This is a genomic window from Chitiniphilus shinanonensis DSM 23277, from assembly GCF_000374805.1.
GTDB classification, from domain to species: domain Bacteria; phylum Pseudomonadota; class Gammaproteobacteria; order Burkholderiales; family Chitinibacteraceae; genus Chitiniphilus; species Chitiniphilus shinanonensis.
Genome location: NZ_KB895343.1, coordinates 24,722 through 39,778, shown reverse-complemented (window position 1 = coordinate 39,778; position 15,057 = coordinate 24,722). Strand labels below are relative to the sequence as shown.

General features: G+C 65.4%; 20 protein-coding genes. 8 read left to right on the top strand and 12 right to left on the bottom strand.

Annotated elements, in window-relative coordinates; translation table 11 throughout:
• Window positions 1-6: 6 nt before the first annotated feature.
• The 3 genes from hemH (at window position 7) to C556_RS20090 (ending at window position 3,300) form a co-directional block, all read left to right on the top strand.
• Window positions 7-1,083: a ferrochelatase gene (gene hemH, locus C556_RS0110605; RefSeq protein WP_018748231.1), complete on the top strand. Its 1,077-nt coding sequence runs from the start codon at window positions 7-9 to the stop codon at window positions 1,081-1,083.
• A gap of 107 nt (window positions 1,084-1,190) precedes the next feature.
• Window positions 1,191-1,889 (top strand): response regulator transcription factor, encoded by a 699-nt coding sequence (locus tag C556_RS0110600; protein ID WP_018748230.1) that lies wholly within the window; start codon window positions 1,191-1,193, stop codon window positions 1,887-1,889.
• On the top strand, window positions 1,876-3,300 hold the full coding sequence (locus C556_RS20090; RefSeq protein WP_040431050.1) for a sensor histidine kinase: 1,425 nt from the start codon (window positions 1,876-1,878) through the stop codon (window positions 3,298-3,300). The genes C556_RS0110600 and C556_RS20090 overlap by 14 nt, the downstream gene beginning before the upstream one ends.
• A gap of 16 nt (window positions 3,301-3,316) precedes the next feature.
• Here C556_RS20090 and gspK read toward each other — a convergent pair whose 3' ends face one another.
• Genes gspK through purU form a run of 7 tightly spaced genes read right to left on the bottom strand, consistent with a single transcriptional unit; the run spans window position 3,317 to window position 8,291 of the window.
• Window positions 3,317-4,246 (bottom strand): type II secretion system minor pseudopilin GspK, encoded by a 930-nt coding sequence (gene gspK / locus C556_RS0110590; protein WP_018748228.1) that lies wholly within the window; start codon window positions 4,244-4,246, stop codon window positions 3,317-3,319.
• Window positions 4,243-4,824, bottom strand: coding sequence for a type II secretion system minor pseudopilin GspJ (gene gspJ / locus C556_RS0110585; protein ID WP_018748227.1), 582 nt, complete (start codon window positions 4,822-4,824; stop codon window positions 4,243-4,245). Before gspJ ends, gspK begins: the two co-directional genes overlap by 4 nt.
• Window positions 4,821-5,192 (bottom strand): type II secretion system minor pseudopilin GspI, encoded by a 372-nt coding sequence (gspI, locus tag C556_RS0110580; protein ID WP_018748226.1) that lies wholly within the window; start codon window positions 5,190-5,192, stop codon window positions 4,821-4,823. Before gspI ends, gspJ begins: the two co-directional genes overlap by 4 nt.
• Entirely contained in the window at window positions 5,189-5,728 is a 540-nt protein-coding gene (locus C556_RS21675; protein ID WP_018748225.1) for a GspH/FimT family pseudopilin, read from the bottom strand. Before C556_RS21675 ends, gspI begins: the two co-directional genes overlap by 4 nt.
• A gap of 20 nt (window positions 5,729-5,748) precedes the next feature.
• Complete coding sequence (gene gspG / locus C556_RS0110570) at window positions 5,749-6,192, bottom strand: type II secretion system major pseudopilin GspG (protein ID WP_018748224.1); 444 nt, start codon at window positions 6,190-6,192, stop codon at window positions 5,749-5,751.
• A 4-nt stretch (window positions 6,193-6,196) separates the two neighbouring features.
• Window positions 6,197-7,396 (bottom strand): type II secretion system inner membrane protein GspF, encoded by a 1,200-nt coding sequence (gene gspF / locus C556_RS0110565; protein WP_018748223.1) that lies wholly within the window; start codon window positions 7,394-7,396, stop codon window positions 6,197-6,199.
• A 43-nt stretch (window positions 7,397-7,439) separates the two neighbouring features.
• The gene (gene purU / locus C556_RS0110560; protein ID WP_018748222.1) at window positions 7,440-8,291 is read right to left on the bottom strand and encodes a formyltetrahydrofolate deformylase; all 852 of its coding nucleotides are present in this window, start codon (window positions 8,289-8,291) and stop codon (window positions 7,440-7,442) included.
• A 125-nt stretch (window positions 8,292-8,416) separates the two neighbouring features.
• Here purU and C556_RS0110555 point away from each other — a divergent pair, with 125 nt between their 5' ends.
• Window positions 8,417-8,881 (top strand): tRNA (cytidine(34)-2'-O)-methyltransferase, encoded by a 465-nt coding sequence (locus tag C556_RS0110555; protein WP_018748221.1) that lies wholly within the window; start codon window positions 8,417-8,419, stop codon window positions 8,879-8,881.
• A 63-nt stretch (window positions 8,882-8,944) separates the two neighbouring features.
• Here the strand turns inward: C556_RS0110555 and C556_RS0110550 are convergent, their stop codons facing one another.
• Together C556_RS0110550 and C556_RS0110545 are read right to left on the bottom strand one after the other, a co-directional pair.
• Complete coding sequence (locus C556_RS0110550) at window positions 8,945-9,415, bottom strand: Dps family protein (RefSeq protein WP_018748220.1); 471 nt, start codon at window positions 9,413-9,415, stop codon at window positions 8,945-8,947.
• Window positions 9,416-9,574: 159 nt separating this feature from the next.
• The gene (locus tag C556_RS0110545) at window positions 9,575-9,982 is read right to left on the bottom strand and encodes a group II truncated hemoglobin (protein WP_245559235.1); all 408 of its coding nucleotides are present in this window, start codon (window positions 9,980-9,982) and stop codon (window positions 9,575-9,577) included.
• 98 nt (window positions 9,983-10,080) lie between these two features.
• Between C556_RS0110545 and C556_RS21670 the strand changes: the two genes are divergently transcribed.
• Window positions 10,081-11,712, top strand: a complete 1,632-nt coding sequence (locus tag C556_RS21670) for a methyl-accepting chemotaxis protein (protein WP_018748218.1) — start codon at window positions 10,081-10,083, stop codon at window positions 11,710-11,712.
• A gap of 133 nt (window positions 11,713-11,845) precedes the next feature.
• Here the strand turns inward: C556_RS21670 and C556_RS0110535 are convergent, their stop codons facing one another.
• Window positions 11,846-12,043 (bottom strand): DUF3460 family protein, encoded by a 198-nt coding sequence (locus tag C556_RS0110535; protein WP_018748217.1) that lies wholly within the window; start codon window positions 12,041-12,043, stop codon window positions 11,846-11,848.
• A 32-nt stretch (window positions 12,044-12,075) separates the two neighbouring features.
• Entirely contained in the window at window positions 12,076-12,858 is a 783-nt protein-coding gene (locus C556_RS0110530; RefSeq protein WP_018748216.1) for an inositol monophosphatase family protein, read from the bottom strand.
• A gap of 288 nt (window positions 12,859-13,146) precedes the next feature.
• Here C556_RS0110530 and bfr (C556_RS0110525) point away from each other — a divergent pair, with 288 nt between their 5' ends.
• On the top strand, window positions 13,147-13,617 hold the full coding sequence (gene bfr / locus C556_RS0110525; RefSeq protein ID WP_018748215.1) for a bacterioferritin: 471 nt from the start codon (window positions 13,147-13,149) through the stop codon (window positions 13,615-13,617).
• Between the two features lie 10 nt (window positions 13,618-13,627).
• Window positions 13,628-14,107, top strand: coding sequence for a bacterioferritin (bfr, locus tag C556_RS0110520; protein ID WP_018748214.1), 480 nt, complete (start codon window positions 13,628-13,630; stop codon window positions 14,105-14,107).
• Window positions 14,108-14,281: 174 nt separating this feature from the next.
• On the opposite strand, the gene C556_RS0110515 is transcribed toward bfr (C556_RS0110520), so the two are convergent.
• The gene (locus C556_RS0110515; protein ID WP_018748213.1) at window positions 14,282-14,494 is read right to left on the bottom strand and encodes a (2Fe-2S)-binding protein; all 213 of its coding nucleotides are present in this window, start codon (window positions 14,492-14,494) and stop codon (window positions 14,282-14,284) included.
• Window positions 14,495-14,709: 215 nt separating this feature from the next.
• On the opposite strand from C556_RS0110515, the gene C556_RS0110510 reads away from it, so the two are divergent.
• A complete protein-coding gene (locus C556_RS0110510; RefSeq protein ID WP_018748212.1) occupies window positions 14,710-14,979 on the top strand; it encodes a cupin domain-containing protein in 270 nt (89 codons plus the stop codon).
• Window positions 14,980-15,057: the final 78 nt, after the last annotated feature.

The following is a 15,057-nucleotide window of genomic DNA, read 5'->3' as shown; positions in this document are numbered from 1 at the left end:
CCACACATGGCCCGCTTCATCGACTCCCCCAAGAACCGCGCCGCCGGCACCCGCATCGGCGTGCTGCTGGTCAACCTCGGCACACCCGACGCGCCAACCGCCGCCGCGGTCAAACCGTATCTGCGCCAGTTCCTATCCGACCGGCGCGTGGTGGAACTGCCCGCGCTGCTGTGGCAACCGATTCTGCGCGGCATCATCCTGCTGACCCGCCCCGCCAAATCGGCCAGAAAGTACGCCGCGGTCTGGAGCAAGGACGGCTCGCCGTTGCGGGTCTGGACCGAAAAGCAGGCCAAGCTGGTGAAGGGCTACCTGGGCGAGCGTCACGCCGGCCAGGTGGTGGTCGCCTACGCCATGCGCTACGGCCAGCCTTCCATCGCCCAGGCGGTTGCCGCGCTACGCGAACACGGCAGCGACCGCCTGCTGCTGCTGCCGCTGTATCCGCAATACTCGGCAAGCACCACCGCCACCGCGTGCGATGCCGTGTTCGCCGAGCTGGCGCGCTACCGCGACCAGCCGGCGCTGCGCACGGTGCGAGACTTCCACGACCATCCGGGCTATATCGAAGCGCTTGCACAACGCATCCGCCAGCACTGGATGGTCGAAGGCCGCGGCGATCACCTCGTGATGAGTTTTCACGGCATACCCCGCTTCGCGGTAGACAAGGGCGACCCCTACCAGCGCCAGTGCCAGCGCACCGCACAACTGCTCGCCCAGGCGCTTGGGCTGGCCGACGATCGCTACACCGTTGCATTCCAATCCCGTTTCGGACGAGCGGAGTGGCTCAAGCCGTATACCGCCGAAACGTTGGCCGGGCTGGGCCGCAAGGGCGTGCGCAACGTGGACGTGGTCTGCCCCGGCTTTGTTTCCGACTGCCTGGAGACGCTGGAAGAGATCGCCCTCGAAGGCAAACAGACCTTTCTCCAGGCGGGCGGCAGCACCTTGCGCTACATTCCAGCCTTGAACGACGACAACCGTTGGATCCATGCCCTCACCGCACTGATCGAACGCGAATTGCAAGGGTGGCTGACAGCGGACGAACGCCCCGCCGCACCGTCGGAAATGCCGGCCCGCCCGGCCAGCTAGCCCTTGCCTTTCAGAGGTAAAAATCGCAAGCGAAAATACTTGGGTATCAGCGAAATTACAGTTAAACTCAGCGGTAAGCTAAGACTTACAACTGGAGGTTTGATCTCATGAGCACCCGGCTTTTCCTCGCCGAAGACGATCTCATCCTTGCCGACGCGCTGAAAACCAGCCTGTCGCAAGCCGACTTCCAGGTCGACTGCGTAAACGACGGCGCACTCGCCCTGCAGATCCTGCTGCACAACGACTATGACGTCGTGGTGCTGGACATCGGGCTTCCCAATATGGACGGTCTGACCGTGCTCAAGCACGTGCGTCAGCACAAGCCTTCCATGCCCATCCTGATCCTCACCGCGCTCGACGGGCTTGAAGAACGCGTGGCCGGCCTCGACGCCGGCGCCGACGATTATCTCGCCAAACCTTTCGAGTTCGCCGAGCTGGAAGCCCGCCTGCGCGCCCTGCTGCGTCGCAGCCAGATCCTGCCGCAATCGGTGCAGCAGCTGGGCAACCTGCGGTTGGACCGTGCCGGCCAGCGCGCCTGGTGTAACGATATCCCGCTCGATCTGTCGGCCCGCGAGCTGACCGTGCTGGAAATCCTGATGTCCAACATCGACCGCGTGGTGACCAAGGAGCAGATCGTTTCCGAGCTGGGCTCGGAAAACGCCGAGGTCGGCCTGAACGCGATCGAGGTCTACGTCCACCGCCTGCGCAAGAAGCTGGAACCCTGCGGCGTCGTGATCCGTACCATCCGCGGCCTGGGCTATCTCCTCGAGAAGCAGCAACCCGGCGCCCAGGATGTTGCGGGGTAAATTCTCCCTAAGACGGCAACTGCTGGTCTGGTTGCTGATTCCCCAGGTCATCCTCTGGGTGACCGGGGCGATACTCTGCTATAACGTCGCCACCCACTACGCCACGCGCGTACTGGACGACAGCCTCCAGGAAACCGGGCGGGCACTGGCCCGCCAGGTTCGCGAGGAAGGCGGCCAGCTTGAGCTGGGCCTGCGCCACTCCAGCGCCCTGATGCTGGACCGCAGCGAACAGAAGCTCTACTACAGCGTTTCCGCCATCCCCGGCGGCCTGATCGCCGGCAATCACCCGCTTTCCCCTCCACCACCGCCACCCACACTGGCCGAGGCACGCACCTATTTCGGTGATGTCACCGGGCAACAGGGTGCGCTGCGCGTGGCATCGATGTATTTCCCGCTACCCGACAGCGAGGGCGCCTCGCTCCGCTGGCTGCTGGTCCAGGTGGCCAAGGGCCTGCAGGCGCACAACCGGCTGTCGCACGAAATCCTGGTCGCCACCGCGCTGCCGCTGGGCCTGCTGATCCTGGTGATGAGCATCTGTGTCCATTGGGGCATCGTGCGCGGGCTCAAGCCGCTGACCGGCCTGAAGAGCCTGATGGAGCACCGCGATCCACAGGATCTGGCACCACTGGAACTGGGCAACGCGCCAGAGGAAGTGCACGCGCTGACCCATGCGCTGAACCACCTGCTGTCCACCACCAACGAGAACATCGCCCGCCAGCGCCGCTTCATCGCCGATGCCGCGCACCAGTTGCGCACGCCGCTGGCCGGGCTCAAGTCGCAGACCGAGCTGGCGATGCGCGAGACCACGCCGGAGGGGCTGCGCGACCGGCTCAACATGGTGCATGCCAGCGCCACCCGCTCGATCCACCTGGTCAACCAGTTGCTGACCTTGGCGCGCTCGGAACCGGCCAACCAGACCGGCATGCCGCAGGTGCGCGTGGACCTGGCCAAGCTGGTACGCGAGTTGACGGCCGAGGCAGTGCCGCGCGCGCTGGCCGCCGGCATGGACCTGGGCTGCGACAGCCCGTTGCTCGAAGCCCCGATCCACGGTAATTCGGCGCTGCTGCGCGAGTTGTTCGTCAACCTGGTCGAGAACGCCATCAAATACATCCCGCGCGGCGGCAACATCACCGTACGGCTCAACCGCGAGGGTGCGCTCTACGTGGTGGAAGTCGAGGACGACGGCCCCGGTATTCCCGACGAGCAGAAGCCCCGCATCTTCGAACGTTTCTATCGCGTCAACCAGAACGACGGCAACGGCTGTGGCCTGGGCATGGCCATCGTCAAGGAAATCGCCGAGCGCCACCACGGCAGCGTCGCCTTGAACGACGCCAAGCCGCATGGCCTGATCGTCCGCGTCACGCTGCCGGCCAGCGAGGACGATCCGGCCCTCAAGGCCGAGGACGCCTGAGCCGGTTCGCACCGCCTCAGTTGCGGCGCATCCACACCACGCGCGGCATGTCCTCGCCGTTGCGTTCCAGCAATGCCGCGAAGCGCGAGGTCACCCGCCCGAAGCGCACGTCGATCTCGTTGACGAAATAGCGGCTCTCAACGCCGATGGCGTCGGCGCGTAATTCGCCGCGCTTGTTCTCGGGCAGTGCTTCCTTGAACTCGTCCAGTGTCTCGAAGTACTTGCCGGCGCGCGCCGAAACCACCGAGCGCGCATCGCTCAGCGTCAGGCTGGGCAACACCGCCGCCAGCACTTCGGGCTCGGCGAAATTGACATTCACCTGGGTCTTCTGCGGCAGCACCGTGACATAGGCATCGAGCTTGGCGATGACTTCCGGGGTGAAGCCGCGCACCGCGCCCAGGCTGGTCAGGTCGGCCAACGGACGATTGGCCGCCCGGTACGGCGGCCGCAGGTTCAGGTAGTCGGTATCCTCGGCGCCGCCCGGATAACGGGTCTGCGAATCGCTGTCCTCCCAGTCGACCAGGGCGTTGACCAGTTCGCGCGGCACATTCAGGGTCTCGAACAGCCGCTCGCAGGCAGCAATCTCATCGGCCTGGGCCTGGCCGTTCTGCACCAGATTGTTCAGGTTGAAGCGCCCCTGTTGCTCCAGCAGGCGTCCGCCCGCCTGACCGCGCTCCACCGGGATGGACGGAATCGGCACGTTCCACGGCTCGAGCAGGTGGTCGACATGGTTGCGCCGTGCATCGTCGCGCAGGGTCAGGCGCGCCAGGTCCACCGCCGCCAGCGCCACACCGCGCGACTCGGCCATGTCGTACTGGTTCTCCACCTGGCGGAACCACAATTGCTGGCGCCACGCGATCCACACCGCCAACGCCGCGACCAGAGCGGCGGTGGCGACGGCGGTCAGGATGGCGATGCCGCGCTGGCGGCTGGGCAAATGGCTCATGGCAGCAGATAGACCCGCGTCACCGGCGCCTGGCCGCGCCGTTCCAGTGTGATTTGCACCGCGTCCGGGCGGACGACGCTGTTGCCGGTCACCGGCCATTGCGGCAGCCACTTGCCGGAGTCGTCGAGAAAGCGCGCCTCGAAGCGCGTCACGTCGCCAAGCAGCGTATGGACCACCGGCTCGCTCAGCGGCGCGAGGTCCAGGCTGTCCCACATCAGCAGTTGCAGTTCGTTGTCCCGCAGGCGGTAGGCCACATGGTAATCCTCGCGCGCGCGGTCCATGCGCACCAGTTCCAGCGTCGGATCGATCTTGCGCGGCGGCTGGAGATAGCCGCGCAGCGAAGGCTGCGCCACGCCGCTCTGGTTACGCCACGGACGCTCGACATGATGCATCAGATCCTCGTCGATCCGGTCGAGCACCAGCGCCGTCTCGCGCCAGTAGGCGGCCTCTTCGTCCAGCCGGCCCTTCACCCGCGCCACCTGCTCCAGGCCACGATAGGCGATCAGCGCCACCACGGCGAACACCGCCAGCGCGATCAGGATTTCCAGCAGCGTGAAGCCGCGCGCGCGGCCGTTCATGTGCCCACCCGTGCCAGGTAGCCGACCAGCGTGGCCGCCGCGTAATCCTGCTTGTCGTCGAGATAAACCTTGATCTCGATACGGCGGAAGCTGCGGTTCGGCGAGGCGCCGACTTCCGCCTTCCAGGTGAACGACTGGCCACCCTGCTCCACCTTGCCCTCGCTGGTACCCACTTCGGGGAACAGCCGTCGCGCGCGCATCTCGTTCAGGTGGTTCTGCGCCACCCAGCCGGCCAACATGCGGGTGCGCAGGGTGATGGCGGCATCGCTGCTGGCCGAGGTGGCGCGCAGCGCGGCGGTCAGCGCGATGGCGAGGATCGCCAGCGCCACCAGCACTTCGACCAGCGTGAAGCCCAGACGCCGCGTCACGATGCACTCTCGTCGGGCTGCGCGGTGACACGGCCCATGATGTCGCCCTCCAGCCGCCAGCGCTGGGCGCCCTTGAGCAGCACCACGGTAAATGGCTGGTTGACCCCGGACGGCTCGAACACGATGCGCTCGCCGACCCGGCTTTCCTTCAGGTTGACGCTCATCGCCACCACCCGCAGCCCTTCGGGCAGCTCTCGCGGCTTGAGCACTTCGTGGCTGGGCAGCGCCTGCCAGGTGTTGCGGTCATCCAGGGTCCAGAACTGGTAGCCGTCGCCGTCCGACGACCAGGCGATGGCGCGGCCGCCGGTGATCGCTTCGTCGCGCGCGCTTTCGAACAGTAGCGCCAGGCGCTTGCCCTCACGCTCTACGGTCTGGCCGTCGGACAGATCGAAGCGCAGCAGCGCCATGCCCAGGATGATGCCGATCACCCCAAGCGCGACCAGGATCTCGATCAGGGTGAAACCCGCCTGCCGCCGCGCGCCTGCGCTGCGCGCCGGGCGGGCGCCCACGGCGCAGAAGGCAGGACGATGGTGCACGGCGCGCGGCGGTCAGGCGATCAAAGCTGCCACGAGCCGATGTCGGCGTCGAAACCCTCGCCGCCCTGCTGACCATCGGCGCCATAGCTCATCACGTCGATCTCACCCTTCAAGCCGGGATTGAGGTAGAGATAATCGCCGCCCCACGGGTCCTTCGGCAGCTTTTCCAGGTAGCCGCCGTTCTTCCAGTTGTTGGGCACCGGCGCGGCGCTGGGCTTTTCGATCAGTGCGCGCAGGCCCTGCTCGGTGGACGGATAGCGGCCGTTGTCGAGCTTGTAGAGCTTGAGCGCCTGGATGAGGGTGCGGATATCCTGCTGCGCCGCCACCACCCGCGCCTCGTTGGGGCGGTCCATGATCTTGGGCACCACCAGCGCGCCGAGGATGGCCAGGATGGTAATGACGACCAGGATTTCGATCAGCGTGAAGCCGCGAGCCAGCGCGGGACGACGGGATGCTTGGGACATCGGTTTATCTCACCAGTTGGTTCATTTCGAAGACGGGCAGCAGGATGGCCAGCACGATCAGCAGCACCACCACGCCCATCGCCAGCACCATGAACGGGCCCAGCAGGCCGGTAAAGGTGGCGACGCGGTTTTCCAGTTCCTGCGCCTGCTGCGCGGCGGCCTTTTCCAGCATGTATTCCAGGCGGCCGGTGGCCTCGCCGCTGGCGATCAGATGGATCAGCACCGGCGGAAACAATTTACTCTGCGCCAGCGCCCGCGAGAGTGTGACGCCTTCACGTACCTGCGAGGCGGCGGTGCTGACAGCATCGCGCAACGGCAGGCTGCCCATCACGCCGCCGGCGGCCTGCAGCGCCTTGAGCAACGGTACGCCACTGCCGACCAGGATCGCCAGCGTGGAGGCCAGGCGGGCGGTGTTGCCGGCCCGCTCGAAGCGCCCGAACAACGGCAGCCGCAAACGCCATGCATGAAAGGCCCACTTCACCGATTCGATCTTCAGCGCGCGCCACGCGCCAATGCCACCGGCGATGCCCAGGATCAGCAACACCAGGCCCCACTCGCGCAGCACGGCGCTGGCCCACAGCAGCGCCTTGGTCAGGAACGGCAGTTCCTGCTTGGCGCTCTGGAACACGGTGACCATCTGCGGCACCACCCAGGTCAGCAGACCGATCACCACCAGCAACGACACCACCATCACCACCATCGGGTAGATGAAGGCAAGACCGACCTTGGCGGCCAGCGCGGCGCGCGCTTCCAGGTAGTCGGCCAAGCGCTGCATCACCCCGGCGGCGCGGCCCGATTCCTCGCCCGCTGCGACGATGGTGCGGTACAGCTCGGGAAAAGCCTGCTGGTGCCGCGTCAGCGCCTGCGACAACGAGGCGCCACCGAGGATCTCGCTGCGCAGGCTGGCGGCCAGGCGCTTTTCGCGCTCGCCGTCGCTTTGCTCCACCAACACGGCCAGCGCCTGTTCCAGCGGCAGGCCCGCGTCGAGCAGGGTGGCGAGCTGGCGCGTCATCAGCGACAGCCGCTGCGTGCCCAGCCGCCGCTCGCCGCGACGCCTGGCGCCGCCGCCGACCGATTCGATCTCGCTGACCCACAGCCCCTGCTCGCGCAACTGCTGGCGCGCGGCGCGCGGGGTGTCGGCCTCGATCAGGCCCTGCGCGGCGGCGCCGTCGGCCCGCACCGCGCGATAGCGGAACGCGGTCATGCGCGCGGGCTCCGGCGGTGGAACGACGGCCGCTGGCGATGCATCAGGCGAAGATCACGGTCTTGTTGGCGTACACCAGCACCCGGTGTTCCAGATGCCATTTCACGGCGCGGGCCAGCACCATCTTTTCCAGATCGCGGCCCTTGCGGATCAGCTCTTCGACATCGTCGCGGTGCGAAATGCGGATCACGTCCTGTTCGATGATGGGGCCGTCGTCCAGCACTTCGGTGACGTAATGGCTGGTGGCGCCGATCAGCTTGACCCCGCGCGCGAAGGCGCGGTGGTAAGGCTTGGCGCCATCGAACGCCGGCAGGAAGCTGTGGTGGATGTTGATGACGCGCTGCGGGTAGGCGGCGGTGAATTCGTGCGACAGCACCTGCATGTAGCGCGCCAGCACGATCAGGTCGACGCCGTGTTCCTGCAACAGCCGGCGTTGCGCGGCCTCGGCTTCGGCCTTGCCATCGCGCGGCACCGGGATCACGTGGAACGGGATGCCGTAGAAATCGGCCAGCGGACGGCAATCGTCATGGTTGGAGATGATCAGCGGAATCTCGCAATGCAGCTCGCCGCTCTGGTGGCGATGCAGCAGGTCGACCAGGCAATGGTCGTACTTCGAGACGAAGATCGCCATCCTGGGACGGCGGGCCGACAGCGCCACCTTCCATTGCATCTGGAAACGGTCGGCGATCGGCTGGAACGCCGCGGAGAACGCGCCCATGTCCAGCGTGAAGTCGGTGAGGTCCCATTCCACGCGCATCAGGAACAGGTTCTCGCTGAGATCCTGATGCTGATCGGAATGGACGATGTTGGCGTTGTAGGTGAAGAGGAAGTTGGCGATTGCCGCGGACAACCCTTTGCGGTCCGGGCAACTGATCAGGAGCGTGGCGGTGTTCATGCAATGATCCGGTAAGCGTTTCTGTACGGATTCTATCAGCAAGCCCGGACCCGGGCATCCGCGGACGGCAACGGCGCGCGCAGCCTGTACAATCGCGCCCTGCCCCACCCATCGTGCGTCGCGCCATGTTCCATATCGTCCTGTTCCAGCCCGAGATTCCCCCCAATACCGGCAACGTGATCCGCCTGGCCGCCAACACCGGCTGCGCGCTGCACCTGGTCAAGCCGCTGGGCTTCGAACTGGACGACGCCCGGCTGCGCCGCGCCGGGCTGGATTACCACGAATACGCCACGCTACAGGTGCACGAGGATTGGGACGCCGCGCGCGCCGTGCTGGGCGAGCGCCGCTGCTTCGCCATGACCACCCGCAGCAGTGCGCGGGTGGACAGCGTGGCGTTCGCCGACGAGGACGTATTCGTGTTCGGCCCCGAAACGCGCGGCCTGCCGCAGGACATGCTGGACCGCTTCGCGCCCGAAGCACGCATCCGCCTGCCGATGCGACCCGGCCAGCGCAGCCTCAATCTTTCGAACGCGGTCGCGGTGACGGTGTTCGAGGCGTGGCGCCAGCTCGGTTATCCCGGCAGCGTGTGAACGACTCGCCGGAAACGAAAAAGGCGGCCCAGGGGCCGCCTTTTCATTGCATGGTACGCAGGCTCATTCTTCCAGCAGGCTGCGCAGCATCCACGCGGTCTTTTCGTGCACTTGCAGGCGCTGGGTCAACAGGTCGGCGGTGGCTTCGTCATTGACTTCGTCGGCGATGGGGAACAGGCCGCGCGCGGTGCGGACCACGGTTTCCTGGCCGGTGACCAGGATCTTGATCATCTCCTGGGCATTGGGCACGCCTTCCACTTCCTTGAAGCTGGACAGCTTGACGAACTGGCCATAGGTGCCCGGTGCCGGGAAGCCCAACGCGCGGATGCGTTCCGCGATCGAATCCACCGCCAGCGCCAGCTCGTTGTATTGCTGCTCGAACATCAGGTGCAGCGTATTGAACATCGGGCCGGTGACGTTCCAGTGAAAATTATGGGTTTGCAGGTAAAGCGTGTAGGTGTCCGCCAGCAGTCGGGACAGGCCCTGGGCGATATCGCCTCGTTGCTTTTCAGAAATGCCGGTATGAATTTCCATCGAAAAACCCTCCGTAAGCGTGGGAACCAAGTAAATGGTGGTCCAGTTTAGGACGAATCGGAAATAGATTGTTCCAACAGGCTCAATAGTCACGCACCTTGCAGCCTGCCCGCGTGCTGTTCGCGGCCAAGCCGATCCACCCGGGCCCGCACGCCGGTGTCAGGTGTTGCGCATGAAATCGGCGGTACGGGTGAACGCTTCCTCCAGGTGCTCGCGCAACGCGGCTTCCATCGGGATCTCGGCCATTGCCTGGAACATGCACAGCAGCCATTGATCGCGCTCGGCCTCGCCGATGGCGAACGACATGTGGCGCGCGCGCAGTCGGGGGTGCCCGTATTTCTCGATGAACAATTGCGGCCCGCCCAGCCAGCCGGACAGGAATTCGAAGAAGCGCTGGCGGATAGAGGTGGTATCCGGGCCATGCATGGCGTGGATGCCGGCGGCGCGCGCATCGGTGGCCATGATGTCGTAGAAGCGATCGACCAGACGGCGCAGCACGGCTTCTCCGCCCAGCAATTGGTAAGGGGTCTGTTGTTGCAGGTGGTCCATGATGCGAATACGTGACACGCGCCGGGCGCCGGCGTGGAAGCCGCATCGTAGCACGCGACTTTGTCGGAAAATCGGTTAGATTGAGCAATAACCGAAATGCATCACAAGGACACGAAATGCTGCTGCGATACAGCGTGGGGACGCGCATCACCCTGGGCTTCACTTTGCTGCTGATCCTGCTGGTGACCACGGGGGCCCAGGGACTGTTCGGCATCTCGCACCTGCATCGCGAAATCAACCGGCTGCTCAAGGGCGACCTGGCCTTCAACACCCAGATCGTGCAGACGCGCAACGCGGTCGGCGACCTGCGGCGTTTCGAGAAGGACACCATCCTCAACTTCCAGTCGGCCGAACACCTCGCCGACTACCGCGGCAAATGGGAGGCCGCGTTCAGCAGCGCCAGCGAATCGTTGAGCGCGGCGCAGCAGGTCGCCCGGCCCGAAGATCTGGCCGACATCGAACAGTTGCGCAAGGCACAGAACGAGTACGGCGCCAGCTTCCGCGCATTGCAGCAGGAAGTCGCCGCGCAGCAGTACACCAGCGCGGGCGAGATCAATGCCGCATTCGAAAAGGCCAAGGGCCCGATCCGCGAGATGAGCGCCGCGCTGGAGGCCCTGTCGGCCAAGGCGCTGTCGCGGGTCAACGCCATCGAGGGCACCGTCAGCGCCACGGTCGGCTGGGTCACCTATCTGGCGCTGATCCTGATCGCCGTTGCCATCGCGGTGGGCACCGGCTTCGCCTTCGCCATCGTGCGCAGCATCCGCCGCCCGCTGACCGAACTGCAACAGACCATCAGCGAGATCAAGCGCACTGGCCGACTGCACCTGGAACTGCCGGTCTACGCCGACGACGAGATCGGCCAGACCTCGCGCACCATGAATCACCTGTTGGTGGAGATGAACCGGGTGATCGGCGAGGCCAACACCAATTCGCAGTCGCTGCTGGGTGCGGCCGATACCCTGGCCGACGCGTCGCGGCAGATCACCGACGCGTCACGCTCACAATCAGAGGCTTCGGGCGCCACCGCCGCGGCCGTCGAGCAACTGACCGTCAGCGTGAACATGATCTCGGACGACGCGCGCAGCATGGCCGACGAAGCGCAGCAGACCGCCGGCAGCGCCAGCGAAGGCGCGCAGATGGCCTCGCGCACGGCCCGCTCGATCCACGACGTGGCCCAGGGCATTTCGGATTCGGCGCGGGTGATCGACCAGCTCAACCAGCGCTCGCACGAGATCGGCAGCATCGCCATGGTGATCAAGGAGATCGCCGACCAGACCAACCTGCTGGCGCTGAACGCGGCCATCGAAGCGGCGCGGGCCGGCGAGATGGGCCGAGGCTTCGCCGTGGTGGCCGACGAGGTGCGCAAGCTGGCCGAGCGCACCACGCAGGCCACGGTGGAGATCACCGCCAAGATCGCGGCGGTGCAGCAGGACACCACCAACGCCGCCAACGGCATGGAACAGGCCAGCCGGATGATGGGCGACGGCGTGCGCCAGGCCGAGCAGATGGCCGACACGCTGGGCGGCATCGAGCAGCGCGCCCGCGACAGCGTGGGCCGGATCAACCACATGGCCCAGGCGGTGAACGAGCAGAGCGTCGCCAGCCAGGAGATCGCGCGCAACGTCGAGCGCATCGCCCAGGCCAGCGAGGAAAACCACGCGTCCGCCTCCAGCGCGGCGGATCTGTCGAGCCAGCTCAAGCGACTGGCCCAGCAACTGGACGCCACCATCAGCCGCTATCGCCACTAGAAAACGCCGCCATCCACCTCGGGACAACGCCCCATGCGCCGTGATGCCGCCGGATGACGCGTCATTCCGGGACAACGGGCAAAACAAAAGCCGGACCAATGGTCCGGCTTTTTTCGACTACCGCGCGAGGCGATCAGTCGGGCTGGTACGGGTACGGCTTCTGCTGGATACGCGATTGCAGGTTGCGCTCGCGTTCCTCCAGGTTGATGGGCGCCTTGTCCCACAGCAGGGAACGGCCTTCGACCTGGCCGCGCGCCACATCGGGGTGCTCGTCCAGATAGCCGCGCATGAACTGGGTGAATTCCGAAACGTAGGTGGTGTTCTTGAACATGGTGTGGTCTAGGGCTGCGTGATTGCCGCCGATTATACCGGCAGCGACTGGAAAGCGGGGAGCGCCAGCGCATGCAGCGCCGGATTGGCGGCGGCCAGCACCCGGCCGGCACTGGTCTGGGTCAGCGCCTGCCCCTGCCAGTCGGTCATGCGGCCGCCCGCCGCGTTGACCACAGGCGCCAGCGCGGCGAAGTCGTGCAGCTTCAGCCCTTCCTCGATCACCAGTTCCAGCCAGCCACTCGCCACCTGCGCGTAGAGGAAACCGTCGCCGCCGTAGATCGGGTAGCGGCAGCGCGCCGCCAGCGCGTCGAAGGCCGTGCGGCCGCTGCTCAGGTATTCCGGGCCGGTGGTGCCGAGGCGCGCCTGGGCCAGGTCGGCGATGGCATTGGCGTGCACCGGAGCACCGTTCAGCGTGGTGGGCAGTTCGTCGCCGCCCAGCCAGAAATCGCCGGTGATCGGCTGGTGGATGGCGCCCAGCACCGGCACGCCGCGGTGCAGCAGGCCGATCAAGGTGACGAACAGCGGCCGGCCGACGGTGAACGACTTGGTGCCGTCGACCGGGTCGAGCACCCACACCCATTCGGCGTGTTCGTTCTCGCTGCCGTATTCCTCGCCGATGATGCCGTCCTGCGGCCGCACCGCCTGGATCAGCGCGCGCATCGCCTGTTCGGCCTCGCGGTCGGCCCGGGTGACCGGGCTGGCGTCGGCCTTGTCGTCGATCGCCAGTTCGCTGCGGTAATAGCGGCGGATGACTTCGCCGCTGGCCTGGGCCAATCGGCGCATCAATTCGATCTGGTCGGATTGCGGTACGGACATCTGGATATCCCTGCTGGCAAAAGACAAATGGAGAAAGTCACGGCACCACGGTCGCACCGTCGCGCCAAGCCAATATGCTCGCGGGCTGGCGCGGCCGCGAGCGTATCATGCGCAGGCCGCTACGTCGCCTTGTCATCATTTTAAATGAAAATAGTTATCAGAATTAAAAACGATAACAATTCGGCGAAAGTCAATTGAATGGTCTTTGACCAAATCAGGGCATAAACTATTGGTTATTGGCTGAAGCCAACCTCCTTTCAATAGGGGGCAAAGCAAGGAGAAACCACGATGCAAGGCGACAAGAATGTGCTCCAGACGCTCAACAGCGTGCTGGGCAACGAACTGACCGCGATCAACCAGCTGTTCCTCCACGCGCGGATGAACAAGAACTGGGGCTACAAGCGCCTGAACGAGCGCGTGTACCACGAGTCGATCGACGCGATGAAACGCGCGGACAAGCTGATCAACCGCATCCTGTTCCTGGAGGGGCTGCCCAACCTGCAACAGCTGGGCAAGCTGCTGATCGGCGAGGACGTGCCGGAGATGATCGACTGCGACCTCAAGCTGGTGGAAGGCCACGTGCAGACGCTGCGCAGCGCCGTCGTCACCTGTGAAAAGGCGCACGACTTCGTCAGCCGCGACCTGCTCGAAGAGCTGCTGGAAGACGAAGAGGAATACATCGACTGGCTGGAAACCCAGCGCGAGCAACTGGTGGCGCTGGGCCTGGCCAATTATCTGCAATCGCAGATCGAAGATTGAGGAGCATCGCATGCAAGGCAACCCGCAAGTCATCGCCAAGCTGAACGAACTGCTGGCGGCGGAACTCACCTCGATCGACCAGTATTTCGTGCACAGCCAGATGTACCACAACTGGGGCTACCAACGGCTGTATGCGCGGATCGACCACGAGCGCGGCGACGAGATCGGCCACGCCACCCGCCTGATCGCGCGCATCCTGTTCCTGGGCGGCACGCCCAACGTGGCGGCGCGCACCGCGCTGCGCATCGGCGCCGATGTGCCGGCGATGCTGAAGAACGACCTGGACACCGAGTACGAGGTGGCGCAGGCGCTCAAGGAAGCCATCGCCCTGGCCGAAAGCGTGCAGGATTACGTGACGCGCCGCATGCTGCTGGATCTGCTGGACGACACCGAGCAGGATCACGCGCATTGGCTGGAGCAGCAGTTGGGCCTGTTGAACGCCGTGGGCCTGGAGAACTACCTGCAATCGCAGGTCGAAGGCGCCGACTGAGCGGCGCAGGCAGTAATAGGAGCGGCTGACAAAACCCAGCGCAGCGGTTCTGGCAAGAAGCGCAAAACGCAGACAGTACAAGGCGTACGGCAAGTGAGCGCGACGCAGCCAGAAGGGGTTTTGTCAGTCGCTCCAAGGGGCGCCGCTGCGCCCCTTTTTTCTTATCCGGTGGGATCAGGCCGCGACCAGCCCATCCATTTCGTCCCAGCCGCGACGCGCTTCTTCCTCGATGGCGTCGAGCATCACCTCGCGGGCGCAGCCGACGCACTTGCCGCAACAGGTGCCCACGCCGGTAGCCTGCTGCAACTCGATGAAATTGCGCGCGCCGTTGGCGACGGCCTTGCGCACCGCCTTGTCGGAAACACTGTTGCACACGCAAACGTACATCGAATTGCTCCATCACTGATAAGCGTTCTCATTATGATGAAACACGCCGCGCTTGCCAATGTCCCAGCGCGCCGCTCATCGACCGCCAGGGCGCATCCGGGGCGGCAATATTTCATGAGAAATATCCAGATACCGGGCGGCAAAGCGCCCTAACCTGCCAGGCACGCGGCCCCGGTCCCCATCGGCCGCCTCTTCCACCGCATTCGGAGTACCGCATGATCCACATCGAAAGACACATCGACGACGCCCGCCAGCGCGAACTGGGCGTAGCGCAATGGCCCGTCTGGAGCAAGGAAGTCTCGCGCTTTCCCTGGCACTATGACGAAACCGAAACCTGCTGGTTGATCGCCGGACGAGTGCGCGTGACCGCGGCCGACGGCAAATCGGTGACGCTGGAGGCCGGCGATCTGGCGCGCTTTCCCGCCGGGCTCGATTGCACCTGGGAAGTGCTCGAGCCCCTGAGCAAGCACTACCGCTTCGGCTGATCCCAGACGAAAAACGGGTGGACCGAAGTCCACCCGTTGCGGGAACCGGCCCGCCGTGAAGGCCAGGCCGATCCGTCC